Annotated in this window: 10 protein-coding genes and 1 tRNA gene; 5 read left to right on the top strand and 6 right to left on the bottom strand. The window is 69.1% G+C overall.

Annotated elements, in window-relative coordinates:
- Positions 1–367: 367 nt before the first annotated feature.
- Entirely contained in the window at positions 368–1,588 is a 1,221-nt protein-coding gene (locus RV986_RS31530; protein ID WP_475920631.1) for an acetyl-CoA C-acetyltransferase, read from the top strand.
- Between the two features lie 284 nt (positions 1,589–1,872).
- Positions 1,873–2,688: a hypothetical protein gene (locus RV986_RS31525; protein WP_475920630.1), complete on the top strand. Its 816-nt coding sequence runs from the start codon at positions 1,873–1,875 to the stop codon at positions 2,686–2,688.
- Positions 2,689–2,813: 125 nt separating this feature from the next.
- Here the strand turns inward: RV986_RS31525 and RV986_RS31520 are convergent, their stop codons facing one another.
- The gene (locus tag RV986_RS31520) at positions 2,814–3,125 is read right to left on the bottom strand and encodes a hypothetical protein (protein ID WP_475920629.1); all 312 of its coding nucleotides are present in this window, start codon (positions 3,123–3,125) and stop codon (positions 2,814–2,816) included.
- A 104-nt stretch (positions 3,126–3,229) separates the two neighbouring features.
- Between RV986_RS31520 and RV986_RS31515 the strand changes: the two genes are divergently transcribed.
- A complete protein-coding gene (locus RV986_RS31515; RefSeq protein WP_054237274.1) occupies positions 3,230–3,460 on the top strand; it encodes a DUF4287 domain-containing protein in 231 nt (76 codons plus the stop codon).
- A gap of 147 nt (positions 3,461–3,607) precedes the next feature.
- Here RV986_RS31515 and RV986_RS31510 read toward each other — a convergent pair whose 3' ends face one another.
- The 3 genes from RV986_RS31510 to RV986_RS31500 all read right to left on the bottom strand — a co-directional run bounded on the left by RV986_RS31510 (position 3,608) and on the right by RV986_RS31500 (position 6,312).
- A complete protein-coding gene (locus RV986_RS31510; protein ID WP_475920628.1) occupies positions 3,608–4,489 on the bottom strand; it encodes a Bax inhibitor-1/YccA family protein in 882 nt (293 codons plus the stop codon).
- Between the two features lie 215 nt (positions 4,490–4,704).
- Positions 4,705–5,940 carry a 4-hydroxybenzoate 3-monooxygenase gene (locus RV986_RS31505; protein WP_475920627.1) on the bottom strand — a complete coding sequence of 412 codons (1,236 nt, stop codon included), beginning with the start codon at positions 5,938–5,940 and terminating at the stop codon, positions 4,705–4,707.
- A 289-nt stretch (positions 5,941–6,229) separates the two neighbouring features.
- Positions 6,230–6,312 (bottom strand) — tRNA-Leu (locus RV986_RS31500).
- A gap of 404 nt (positions 6,313–6,716) precedes the next feature.
- On the opposite strand from RV986_RS31500, the gene RV986_RS31495 reads away from it, so the two are divergent.
- Positions 6,717–7,487, top strand: coding sequence for an ABC transporter ATP-binding protein (locus RV986_RS31495; protein ID WP_475920626.1), 771 nt, complete (start codon positions 6,717–6,719; stop codon positions 7,485–7,487).
- Between the two features lie 187 nt (positions 7,488–7,674).
- Complete coding sequence (locus tag RV986_RS31490; protein WP_475920625.1) at positions 7,675–10,203, top strand: ABC transporter permease; 2,529 nt, start codon at positions 7,675–7,677, stop codon at positions 10,201–10,203.
- A gap of 72 nt (positions 10,204–10,275) precedes the next feature.
- Here the strand turns inward: RV986_RS31490 and RV986_RS31485 are convergent, their stop codons facing one another.
- Positions 10,276–11,586, bottom strand: a complete 1,311-nt coding sequence (locus RV986_RS31485) for a class I SAM-dependent methyltransferase (protein WP_475920624.1) — start codon at positions 11,584–11,586, stop codon at positions 10,276–10,278.
- A 408-nt stretch (positions 11,587–11,994) separates the two neighbouring features.
- Positions 11,995–13,398 (bottom strand): NAD(P)/FAD-dependent oxidoreductase, encoded by a 1,404-nt coding sequence (locus RV986_RS31480; RefSeq protein WP_475920623.1) that lies wholly within the window; start codon positions 13,396–13,398, stop codon positions 11,995–11,997.
- Between the last annotated feature and the right edge of the window lie 212 nt (positions 13,399–13,610).

Below are 13,610 nucleotides of genomic sequence, written 5' to 3'. Positions count from 1 at the left end.
TCTGAGGACACGGCCGAAGGCCCCCCGCTCACCCACCCACCCCCGGCCCGCACTCCTTCAGCCCGTCCAGCGTCTGAGCACAAGGCCGAAGGCCACACCCCACCCACCCCCCGCTCACCCACCCACCCCAGGTCCGCACCACTCAGCCCGTCCGGCGATTGAGGACAAGGCCGTTCAGGCCGATGCGGGGGTCTGGGGGCGGCAGCCCCCAGGTACGGGACGGGTAGGGGCGGCGGGGGCGAAGGAAAGCAAGCGCTTAGAAAAGTGCGGTCCGAGTCACACCGTCGGAGCGGTGACCTGGACGGTACGGACAGGTAACTTCCCAAGCAGTCCCGCCCGTCCACCCCGTAGCGCCCATGGAGCCGTGATGCCCGAAGCCGTGATCGTCTCAGCCGCCCGCTCCCCGATCGGCCGCGCCTTCAAGGGCTCCCTGAAGGACGTGCGCCCCGACGACCTCACCGCCACGATCATTCAGACCGCCCTCGCCAAGATCCCCGAGCTGGACCCCAAGGACATCGACGACCTGATGCTCGGCTGCGGCCTCCCCGGCGGCGAGCAGGGCAACAACCTCGGCCGCATCGTCGCCGTACAGATGGGCATGGACCACCTGCCCGGCTGCACGATCACCCGTTACTGTTCCTCGTCCCTCCAGACGAGCCGCATGGCCCTGCACGCCATCAAGGCCGGCGAGGGCGACGTCTTCATCTCGGCCGGCGTCGAACTGGTGTCCCGCTTCACCAAGGGCAACTCCGACTCCCTCCCCGACACCCGCAACCCGATCTTCGCGGAGGCGGAGGCCCGCACCGAGGCCGTCGCCCAGAGCGAGGGCTCGACCTGGCACGACCCCCGCGAGGACGGCCTCGTCCCGGACGCGTACATCGCGATGGGCCAGACCGCGGAGAACCTCGCCCGCATCAAGGGCGTCACCCGCCAGGACATGGACGAGTTCGGCGTCCGCTCGCAGAACCTCGCCGAGGAAGCCATCAAGAACGGCTTCTGGGAGCGCGAGATCACCCCCGTCACGACCCCCGACGGCACGGTCGTCAGCAAGGACGACGGCCCGCGCGCCGGGGTGACGATGGAGGGCGTCCAGGGGCTGAAGCCGGTCTTCCGCCCCGACGGCCTCGTCACGGCCGGCAACTGCTGCCCGCTCAACGACGGCGCCGCCGCCCTCGTGATCATGTCCGACACGAAGGCCCGCGAGCTCGGCCTCACCCCGCTCGCCCGGATCGTGTCGACCGGCGTCACCGGCCTCTCCCCCGAGATCATGGGCCTCGGCCCGGTGGAGGCCAGCAAGCAGGCACTGCGGCGCGCCGGCCTGACCGTCGACGACATCGACCTCTTCGAGATCAACGAGGCCTTCGCCGCCCAGGTGATCCCCTCCTACCGCGACCTGAACATCCCGCTGGAGAAGCTGAACGTGAACGGCGGCGCCATCGCCGTCGGCCACCCCTTCGGCATGACCGGCGCCCGCATCACCGGCACGCTCATCAACTCCCTCCAGTTCCACGACAAGCAGTTCGGCCTGGAGACGATGTGCGTCGGTGGCGGCCAGGGCATGGCGATGGTCATCGAGCGCCTCAGCTAGACCCTTCGCCGTAACGGGAGTTGAACCCAGCGTGACCGAATCGGCCCAGAACCCAGTCGCCACAGGGACTCTGGGCCGATTTGTGATCCAATCCCCCCCAAGATGTGACCTATCTCCCCTTGGAGGGGGATTTGCGCAGGTCAGAGCCGTTACGCAACTAAACCCCGGGCCCAAAGTCCTGTCCTTTTCGTGACGTTACGCACTGACAACTGGATGGTCCGCCCTTCAAGCTGATGTAGGAAGTCGGGGGTCGACTGTGAACCGGGAGTACGTCAGTGAGCGCCATGCCGATTGCTTTGCTGCTCACCACCGCCGCGACCGCGGCTGTGGGCGTCGCCGTTCTGCGCAGCCTTCGGGGTCTGCGCCGGCAGGTCGCGGCCCTGCACACCGAGCTCGCCGAGAGCCGCATCACGCGCACGGCGCACGGCCTCGTGCCGGCCGCGCGCACGGCCACGGACGCGGACGAGATACGCGCTGCCGTCGCCGAGGCGCTCGCCGAGGAGCGGGAGCGGGAGCTCGCCGAGGCCCGGGCGTTCTGGGCCGCCCAGGAGGCACGTGATGCCTCGGACGCGCCCTCGCTGCTCGGTCTGCCCGACAGTGAACTGTTCACGCCCCGCCAGTCGGACTTCGTGGGCCTGGAGCACCTGGAGCCGGTCACCGAGGCGGGCCTGGACGCCGAGGAGTTCTCCCCCAAGGACTTCGTCCAGGGAGGTACCCCCAGCGACTCGCCCGAGCTGGCCGCGGCCCGCCGCCGCCACCCCTCACACCCGGACTTCATCCCGGCCCAGTCACCCATCGTGAACGACCACGAGCGCACGGTGGCCTGTCTGGAAGAGCTCGCCGAGTCCCGTACGGAACTGTCCGACGTCCGCCCGGGCCCGCTCGGCACCCTCGACGTCTACGTCTTCGCCGACGGTACGACCCTGTGCATGACCCCCGGCCACCGCGAAACCGCGGAACAGCTGGCCGCGGCCCTGCGCGCGGGCGAGACCCCGGTCCTGCTGGGCGGCTCCGGCGTCTCCGGCGCGTACGCCCTGACCTTCGCCTGCGGCGAGGAGAACATCTACATCCTGGCGGACCGGGTCATAGCGTCGCTGTAGAGGCGGCCGCCGCACATGGCCGGCGGCCACACACAGTCGACAGCCACCCACGGCAGGCAGTCACACGCGGCCGGTAGCCACACGCGGTCGGTAGCCACACTCGGTCGGCGGCCAGGGAACGGCCGTCACACCCCCGCCCTCTTCTGCGCCGCCGCCACAAGCCCCACCGCTTCGGCCAGCTCGCCCTCGTCCTTCAGTACGAGCGCCAAATCGTGAGCGGCGACCGTGATTTGGTCGGCGGCGGCGAACATGCCCGCGTCCGGCATCTCGTGGGGCTCCGTGGAGGCGTCCTCCAGACGTTGCGCCCATCGTGCCAACTCCCTGGCCAGCCCCAGCGCCTCGGCGGCGGCCCCGCGTTGCAGCCGACTCTGCGGAGCGGCCCGCAACCGGTCGGCGAAGTGGTCCACGGCTCGCGTCAACGGCGTCGTATCAAGCACGCCGCGAGACTACGCGCCGCGACGGGACTGTTGCCAACAACCGAACCCTCAGGCACCGTGGCGTGAAGGACCGGCTTACATCCCCATTGCGTCCGGAGGCGCCGATGTCCCAAGTGTTCTCCCAGGAGACCCATCGCAATCTGCTCGCCCGCATCCCCCACTGCACCGGTCGTGAAGTCTCCGACTGGCTGCGCACCGTCGACGAAGGCCCCGCTCTCTTCCGGTTCGAGGAGAAGGTCAGCTGGCTCCGCGCCGAGCACAACCTCGCGTACGGCCACGCCAAGGCGATCATTCATGAGTACGACTTGAGGAGGGCCGCGCGCAAACTGCTCTGAGCGCGCACCACCGATCCGACCAGGCATCCGAACGGCAGAGGGCCCGCGAACCGATGGTTCGCGGGCCCTTCGGACACCACTGCCGCCGACGCCAGTCGTGACTGCCGACGCCGGCCGTTACTGCCGGTGTAGTCGTTACTGCCGGTGCTAGTCGTTACTGCTGAAGATGGCGACCAGCCGCAGCATCTCGACGTAGATCCACACGAGGGTCATGGTCAGGCCGAACGCGGCCAGCCAGGCCTCCTCCTTCGGCGCGCCGTACGCGATGCCGTCCTCGATCTGCTTGAAGTCGAGGGTCAGGAAGAACGCGCCGATCAGGATCGCCAGGATGCCGACGATCGCGCCCAGCGGGCCCATGCTGCGCAGTCCGCCGTCGTCGGCGGCGCCGAAGGCGACGAGCAGCAGGTTGACCGCCATGACGACCACGAAGGCGATGGCGATGGTCATACCGATGCGCGCGTACCGCGCGGTCACGCGGATCCAGCCCGCCTTGTAGACGAGGAGGGTCGCGCCGGAGACCGCCATGGTGCCGAGCACCGCCTGGAAGGGCGCGCCGTTCCACTGGCTGTTGTACATCTCGCTGATGACGCCGAGGAAGACGCCCTCGAAGGCGGCGTAACCGAGAATCAGCGCGGGCGAGGCCGTGCGCTTGAAGGACTGCACGATGGCCAGCACGAAGGCGACGAGCCCGGAGGCGACGGCCAGGCCGTAGCTGGTGTTCGACACCGGCAGCAGCGCCCACGCGAGGATCGCGCCGACGGTGACGGTGCCGAGCGTCATGCCCGAGCGCATGACGACGTCGTCCATCGTCATCCGGCCGGTGGAGACCGGGGCCTGCGGCGGCGCGCCGTACTGCTGGTCCTGCTGGGCGTACGGGTTCTGCGCGTAGGGGTTGCCGCCCTGCTGGGCGTACGGGTTGGCCTGCGTGCCGACAGCGGGTCCCCCGGCCTGCGGCGCCGCGTTGAATCCCGCGTAGCCGTTGTCGCGGCTGAACCCCCGTCGCGAGAAGACCGGGTTACTGCTCCTCATTTCGCTCCTCCATGGCCACCGCACGTGGCCTTGGCCTCAAGAGTAATGGACAGGCAAAAGATCGACCCTAGTGCTTGGGGAGGATCTTTCCCTCACGCTGCCAAGGTACGCGTGTGTTCCCCGGCACGCGCGCACTGGTACCAAGCCGTGACAGGCCTCTCGGTCCACGTCGGAAGTCCACGTCGGAAGAGGTCTCCGAGGTGTCGTCGGACGGGTCAGTCGAGAGGGAACCCGGTGTACCCCTCCGCCAGGTCCGTCTCGGCCGCCCGGGAGCCGGCGATCCGGCGCAGCCGGGCCAGTTGGACGCGGTCCTCGAAGGGGGTCGCGCCGGGGGCACGGTGCAGCAGGGTCGTCATGTCGTACGAGAACCGCTCGGCCTGCCAGACGCGGCGCAGACAGGTCTCGGAATACGTGTCCAGGCGTTCCGCCGAACCGGTCTCCTCCAGATGGACCAGCGCGCGGGCGAAGGTGACGACGTCGCCGACGGCGAGGTTGAGCCCCTTGGCACCGGTCGGCGGAACGATGTGGGCGGCGTCCCCGGCGAGGAAGAGCCGCCCGTGCCGCATGGGTTCGTGGACGTAGCTGCGCAGGGGGGTGACGGACTTGGAGGTGACGGGGCCGCGCTCCAGCCGCCAGTCGTCGGCGGTCTCGAAGCGCCGCTCCAGCTCGTCCCAGATCTCCTCGTCCGCCCACGCCCCGGCGTCCGTGCCCTCGGGCACCTGGAGGTAGAGCCGGGAGACGGCGGGCGAGCGCATGCTGAGCAGGGCGAAGCCGCGGTCGTGGCGGGCGTAGACGAGCTCGTCGTGGGAGGGCGGCACATCGGCGAGGATGCCGAGCCAGCCGAAGGGGTACGTCCGTTCGAAGATGCGGGAGAGTCCGGCGGGCACCGCCTTGCGGGCCACCCCCCAGAAGCCGTCGCAGCCGACGACGTAGTCGCACTCAAGCACGTCCTCGCGCCCCCCGTGCCCCTCATCCCCTTCGCGCCCCTCATTCCCCTCGCGCCCCTCGCACCCCTCGCCCTTGTGGCGGAAGCGGACCCGTGGCCGCTCGCTCTCCGCCCCCTCCACCGCCAGCGCCTCGGCCTCGAAGAGCAGCGGTCCGCCCTCCTTGAGCTGGAGCGCGACGAGGTCCTTGCAGACCTCGGTCTGGGCGTACACCATCACGGAGCTGCCGCCGGTGAGGGCGGGGAAGTCGACCCGGTGCCGCTCCCGTTCGAACCGCAGCTCGATCCCGTCGTGCCGCAGCCCCTCGCGGTCCATCCGCTCACCGGCCCCGGCGGCCCGCAGCACGTCCACCGTCCCCTGCTCCAGGATCCCGGCGCGCTGCCGCTGCTCGACGTACGCCCGGTCGCGGCTCTCCAGCACGACGGAGTCGATCCCCGCGTTGTGCAGCAGCCTCGCCAGCAGCAGGCCGGCCGGCCCGGCTCCGATGATTCCGACGGTGGTACGCATCCGGCACGCCCCTTCGCGCTCCGCTCGACCCATGGCCTGTCTCGACCCATCACCTGTCTCGGCCCATGACCTGACCCATGACCTGTTCGCGGTGTTCGACCGCCCATGCTGTCCGTGTTGTTCGCCTGGTGAAAATTCCTTCACCATTTCCTGACGGGAGTCTCCGACCGCATGCGCTTGCTGTCAACGGTTCACGACGAAGTCGCCGAGGACATCCACAGGGAATGGAAAACGCCCAGAAAGGGCGCGGAGATCCATAGGGGATGGAAGGGGACAGAAGGGTCGGAGGTGCCCGGAACCGGACTTGAACCGGTACGCCCGCGAGGGGCAGCGAGGTTTAAGCTCGCCGTGTCTGCATTCCACCATCCGGGCAGGCCATGGGGCTCCGCATCGAGGTTCCGAGCCTATCGGGGCTCGTCCCTCGAACAGCGGGCGGGCGAACCGATGTTGTCTTATTTTATTGACGTCTGAGGGTGCATCAGCCGCCGGTACGGGCCATCCGCACTTGCCAATAGCCTTTCGGGCGGCGCGAGCCCGCGTATACGGAATGACGGAATTTCACCGCCCGAACGGACGCACTCTGCCAAGTCGCACCCGGACGGCGCTCCGGAAGCACTCGGGGAGCGCCCTCATCCCCAGGTATGACACGGCGGTCCGTGGTCCGACCCCAGGCTGTCCCCGGAACCGGAACAGCGGCTGACTACACGGCGCCGAACGGCGGCGACGATGGGACACGTCCCCGAGAACCACCGTCGTCCCGACAGGAGTACCCTCCCGTGACCAGCACGCCCCTCGCCGACCGGGCCACCACCGTGGCCGCCCGCGCCACGGAACTGTCGAAGGTCTACGGACAGGGCGAGACCCAGGTGGTCGCCCTCGACCGGGTCTCCGTCGACTTCCGGCAGGCCGAGTTCACCGCGATCATGGGCCCCTCCGGGTCCGGCAAGTCCACGCTGATGCACTGCGTGGCGGGCCTCGACACCTTCTCCTCCGGCTCCGTGCGCATCGGCGAGACCGAGCTGGGCTCCCTCAAGGACAAGCAGCTCACCAAGCTGCGCCGGGACAAGATCGGCTTCATCTTCCAGGCGTTCAACCTGCTGCCGACGCTGACGGCCCTGGAGAACATCACCCTCCCGATGGACATCGCGGGCCGCAAGCCCGACCGGGAGTGGCTGGACACGGTCATCAGGATGATCGGCCTCGCCGACCGCCTCAGCCACCGGCCCTCCCAGCTCTCCGGCGGCCAGCAGCAGCGCGTCGCCGTCGCCCGGGCGCTCGCCTCCCGGCCCGACATCATCTTCGGCGACGAGCCGACCGGAAACCTCGACTCGCGCTCGGGCGCGGAGGTACTGGGCTTCCTGCGCAACTCCGTACGGGAGTTGGGGCAGACCGTGGTGATGGTGACCCACGACCCGGTGGCGGCGGCGTACGCGGACCGGGTCGTCTTCCTCGCGGACGGACGGATCGTGGACGAGGTGCTCCGGCCGACCGCGGACTCGGTGCTCGACCGCATGAAGCAGTTCGACGCCAAGGGCCGCACCAGCTGAACCAGTTGATCCAGCTGATCCAGCTGCCGAACCAGCTGCCGAACCAGCCGAACCAGCTGTTGAACCAGCTGAATCAGCCGAACCAGTTTTCAGGGGCGCGGGGAGCTGCGCGACCAGCCCCCACCCACCCGCACCCGGCCAACCCACCACGCGTCGCCGGCCTCACCCTCCTGGACTGAGAAACCCCATGTTCCGTACCGCCCTGCGCAATGTGCTCGCGCACAAGGCCAGGCTCCTGATGACCGTGCTCGCCGTGATGCTCGGCGTGGCGTTCGTGTCGGGGACCCTGGTCTTCACCAACACCATCTCGGACGCCTACCAGAAGAGCTCCGCCAAGGGCTTCGACCAGGTCGACGTCGCCATCCAGCCCAAGAGCGGGGAAGACAAGGGCGACACGATCGGCAAGGAGCAGAAGCTCACGCAGGCGCTCCTCGACAAGGCCGCCAAGGCCCCCGGCGCCGTCGGCACCATCGGCGTCGTGAGCGGCTTCACCGCCATCGCCGACAAGGACGGCAAGCTCGTCGGCAGTGGCTTCCAGTCGCAGGGCGGGAACTACTGGGGCACCAAGGACCCCCGCTACCCGCTGACCGGCGGCCATGCCCCGAAGGGCAAGAACGAGGTCGCGATCGACTCGGAGACCGCGAAGCGCGCGGGCTACAAGGTCGGCGACACCGTACGGCTGTCCGTCGACGGCCCCGTCCTCACTCCCACCGTCGCCGGCATCTTCACCACCGACGACGGCAACGTCGCGGCCGGCGGCAGCCTCGCCCTCTTCGACACGGCGACCGCGCAGCAGCTCTTCCACCGGGTCGGCGAGTACGACGAGATCGATGTGAAGGCCGCCTCCGGCACCAGCCAGACCGCCCTGCGCACCGCCCTCGACCAGGTCGTCCCGAAGGGCGTCGCCTCCACCACCACCGGCAAGCAGCTCGCCGACGACCAGGCGAGCGCGATCGCCTCCGCGATGAGCGGCATGAAGACGGGCCTGCTGGTCTTCGCGGGCATCGCGCTGTTCGTCGGTACGTTCATCATCGCCAACACCTTCACCATGCTGGTCGCCCAGCGCACCAAGGAACTGGCCCTGCTGCGCGCCGTCGGCGCCTCCCGCCGCCAGGTCACCCGGTCCGTGCTCGTCGAGGCGTTCGTCGTCGGCGCGGTCGCGGCGGTGGCGGGTCTGGTCGCGGGCATCGGCATCGGCGCGGCGATGCGCTCGCTGATGGGCTCGCTCGGCGCCACCGTCCCGGACGGCCCGCTGGTGATCTCGCCCGGCACGATCGCCACGGCCCTGCTCGTCGGCATCCTCATCACCATGTTCGCCGCCTGGCTGCCGGGCCGCCGCGCCGCGAAGATCCCGCCGGTCGCCGCGATGAGCAGCGTGCACGCCCAGGCGACGACGAAGTCCCTGGTCGTACGGAACACGATCGGCGCCCTCCTCGCCGCGGCCGGCATCGCCGTCGTCCTGTTGGCGACGACCATGAACGGCTCGGACGGCCAGGCCCCGATGGGCCTCGGCGCGGTCCTCCTCATCATCGGCGTCTTCGTTCTGACCCCGCTGCTCTCCCGCCCCCTCATCGCGGCCGCGGCCCCGGTGCTGCGCGTCTTCGGTGTCTCCGGCAAGCTGGCCCGCCAGAACTCCGTGCGCAATCCGCGCCGTACGGCCGCCACCGCCTCCGCCCTGATGATCGGCCTCACCCTGATCACCGGTATGACGGTGATGGCGGGCAGTCTGCAGAAGTCGATCGACAAGATGGCCAGCTCCGCGATCAAGGCGGACTACGTCGTCTCGATGGCGAACGGCAACTCCCTCTCCCCCGAGGTGGCGAAGACCCTTTCCGCCCTCGACGGGGTCACCGACACCAGTTCCCTGCGCAACTCGCCCTCGCGCGTCGACGGCACGACCGAGTACCTGACGGGCGTCAACGGCGCGTCCATCGCCAAGCTCACCGAGCTCACCTTCGACACCGGTGCCTTCAAGGTCGGCGGCACCCAGGTCGTGGTCGACGACGACACCGCCAAGTCGCACGGCTGGAAGTCCGGTTCGCACCTCACCGTCTCCTACGAGGACGGCAAGAAGCAGCAGCTCACGGTCGCCGGGGTCTACCAGGGCAACCAGATGATCAACGGCATCATGCTCGACAACACCACACTCGCGCCGCACCTGACGGACACCTCCGACCTGCAGGTCATGCTGAAGACGTCCAGCGGCGCGTCCGACGCGACGAAGAGCAGGCTGGAGAAGGCCCTCGGTGACAACCCGGCCATCCAGGTCCAGGACAAGAAGGACATCTCCAACGGCATCGCGTCGCTGTTCACCCTGCTCCTGAACATGCTCTACGGCCTGCTCGCGATGGCGGTCATCGTCGCCGTCCTCGGTGTCATCAACACCCTGGCCATGTCGGTCTTCGAGCGCTCCCAGGAGATCGGGATGCTCCGTGCCGTCGGCCTCGACCGCAAGGGCATCAAGCGGATGGTCCGCCTGGAGTCCCTGGTCATCTCCCTCTTCGGCGGCGTGCTCGGCATCGTCCTGGGCGTGTTCTTCGGCTGGGCGGCCGGCGAACTCATCGGCAGCAAGATGCCGACGTACGAACTGGTCCTGCCCTGGGCCCGGATGGCCGTCTTCCTGCTCCTCGCGGGAACGGTCGGCGTCCTGGCCGCGCTGTGGCCGGCCCGCCGGGCGGCCCGCCTGAACATGCTGTCGGCGATCAAGTCCGAATAGCCGGGGAACGGTCACGCGCGTCGGGGCCCCGTTCCGGATCGGAACGGGGCCCCGGCTGTTGATGGACGGCCGTCAGGAAACGGCTTCAGCGGGCGGGTTCCAGGTTCTGGCCCGCAGAGGCATCCCGGAGGCGCCGGTGGGCTCGGGTGTCCTGATCGCCAGCACCTGGTTGACGCCGATGCGGTTGCGCTCGAAGGCGACCGCCGAGGCCGCCATGTAGAGACGCCAGACACGGGCGCGCCCGGGGCTGGTGAGCGCCACGGCGCGCCCCCACTGCGCCTCCAGATTGGTGACCCAGCGGCGGAGGGTGAGGGCGTAGTGCTCGCGGATCGACTCGACGTCACGGACCTCGAACCCGGCGCGTTCGAGCTGGGTGACGGTCGTACCGATGGGCGCGAGTTCACCGTCGGGGAAGACATACGCATCGATGAACTCGTCGACGGAGTACGCCGATTCGTCCCGCCGCGGCCGCCGACCGATCTGGTGGTTGAGCAACCGCCCGCCGGGCTTGAGTAGCTGATGGAGTACCTCCGCGTACTCCAGGTAGCGTTCGGCGCCCACGTGTTCGGCCATGCCGATGGAGGAGATCGCGTCGTACGGGCCGTCGTCGACGTCCCGGTAGTCCTGGACCCGGATCTCCACCCGGTCGGTCAGCCCCTCGTCCGCGACCCTCTTACGGGCGTACGCGGCCTGCTCCTGCGAGAGCGTGACCCCGACGACGCTCACGCCGTGCTCACGGGCGGCGTGGATGGCCATCGAGCCCCAGCCGCAGCCGACGTCGAGGAGCCGCTGTCCCGGCCTCAGGTCGAGTTTTCCGGAGATGAGTTCGAGTTTGTCGCGCTGGGCGTCCTCAAGGATGCCGCCGTCTTCCCAGTAGGCGCACGAGTAGACCATCGACGGCCCGAGGACGATCTCGTAGAAGTCGTTCCCCACGTCGTAGTGGTGGCTGATGGCGCGCTGGTCGCTGCGCTTGGTGTGCAGGTGGCGGCGCCTGCGTACCTCCTCGCGGGGCGGGGCGGGGGGCAGTGGGGGCCCGGCCATCCTCACCAGTCCGCGGACGGCGGCCCGTACCTCGGGGTCGCGCAGGGATTCGGCGACCCCGCGGGCGTCCTCGCCGCGCTCCCACACCAGCCCCGACATCAGGTCGAGGGTGGTGTAGATGTCCCCCTCCACTCCGAGGTCTCCGGTGACCCAGGCCCGGGCGAGTCCTACCTCTCCCGGTTTCCACAGCAGTCGGCGCAGGGCGCGCCGGTTGCGTACGAGGAGGGTGGGGGCGCCTGGAGGGCCTGCTTCCGAACCGTCCCAGGCGCGGATGCGCACCGGGAGCGGGACCCCCAGCAACTGCTCGACAAGGCTCTTCAGCCGCGGCGCGGCTTCCTGCATGGCGTACACCTCCGAGACAACACTCCCGAACGCTCCAACACCACGTAAACACCAACCGGCCTCGCGCGCAGTCCCCCTTCCGCGTTACAGCTCAGCAAAATAGCTGTAGGAACCACTTTCTTTCCGCCCCCTGCGCCCCTCCAGGGCACGGGGAACTGCGCGGTCCGGCGCGAAATCGGGGCGCAGCCCCGCCTCAAGGGGCGCGGGGAACTGCGCGACAAGCCCCCACCCGCCCGCAGCCGAAAGAGGATCCCGGGGGTCTGGAGGCGGAGCCCCCGGGCAGGGGCGGCGGGGGCGAAGGGCTCGCCGAAGACCCCCAAACCCCCAAACGAGGACCCCCAACGCCGAAGGGACCCCCCGCACCACGGATGGCGGAAGGCCCCTTCGGGCCGTACAGGTGACCGGAGGTCAGGAGGCCTTGGCCTTCTCCTCGGTCTTGGCGGCGGCAGCCGGAGCCGGCGCGGCAGCCGCCGCCGGCGCCGGCTTCGCAGCCTCGTAGAACTCCTCACGAGGAGTCTCCATGGCACCGAGCGAGACAACCTCACGCTTGAGGAACATCGCGAGCGTCCAGTCCGCGAAGACCCGGATCTTACGGTTCCACGTCGGCATGGCCAGACCGTGGTAGCCACGGTGCATGTACCAGGCCAGACGCCCCTTGACCTTGATCTTCGTCTTGCCCAGGACGATCATCGCGACGCCCTTGTGCAGGCCGAGACCCGCGACGGCACCCTTGTTGGCGTGCGCGTACTCCTTCTGCGGGAAGCCCCGCATACCGGAGACCACGTTGTCGCCGAGCACCTTCGCCTGACGGAGCGCGTGCTGCGCGTTCGGCGGGCACCAGGCGTTCTCGACACCGGCCTTGCGGGCGGCGACGTCCGGCACCTGGGCGTTGTCGCCGGCGGCCCAGATGTAGTCCGTGCCCTGCACCTGGAGAGTGGTCTGGGTGTCCACGTGACCACGCGGGCCGAGCGGCAGACCGAAGCGGGAGAGAACGGGGTTCGGCTTGACGCCGGCCGTCCACACGATGGTGTTGGAGTCGACCTCAAGACCGTTCTTGAGGACGACGTGACCGTCGACGCAGGAGTCCATGGACGTGGAGAGGTAGATCTCCACCCCGCGCCCCTCCAGGTGCTCCTTGCCGTACTGGCCCAGCTTGGGGCCGACCTCGGGAAGGATCTTGTCCGCGGCGTCGACGAGGATGAAGCGCATGTCCTCGCGGGACACGTTGCTGTAGTACTTCGACGCGTCGCGGGCCATGTCCTCGACCTCGCCGATGGTCTCCGCACCCGCGAAGCCACCGCCGACGAAGACGAAGGTGAGCGCCTTGCGGCGGATGTCCTCGTCGGTCGTCGAGTCGGCCTTGTCGAGCTGCTCAAGAACGTGGTTGCGCAGGCCGATGGACTCCTCGATGCCCTTCATACCGATGCCCTGTTCGGCGAGGCCGGGGATCGGGAAGGTGCGGGAGACCGCGCCCATCGCGATGACGAGGTAGTCGAAAGGCAGCTCGTACGCCTCACCCACGAGGGGGGCGATCGTGGCGACCTTGCGGTCCTGGTCGATGGTGGTGACCCGGCCGGTGAGGACCTCCGCCTTGGGCAGGACGCGTCGCAACGGGACGACGACATGCCGAGGGGAGATGCTGCCGGCGGCGGCTTCGGGAAGGAAGGGCTGGTAGGTCATGTACGACCGGGGGTCGACAACCGTGACGGTCGCCTCTCCGTAGCGCATCTTCTTGAGAATGCGCCGAGCTGCGTACAGGCCTACGTACCCACCGCCTACTACGAGGATCCTGGGACGCTCCGTGGTGCTCATGCCATCGAGTATCCACCCGGCCCTAGAGGGTCGCTCGTGCGCCCCTTCACAAGCATGGTCACGCCCTCTGCTACACTGCGCCGCCCACGTGATCCAGGTCATGGCGACCAAGGGGAACCACCGTGTGGCGCGGACCGTTGTCAACACCGCTTGAGCTGCCGCTCCGGGTGTTCGAACCGGGCGAACCACCCCTCTGATTAACCCGCCGGAAA

Source organism: Streptomyces sp. RLA012, assembly GCF_056270325.1.
Note: the sequence above shows the minus strand (reverse complement) of the source record. Positions and strands in the feature narration are given on the sequence as shown.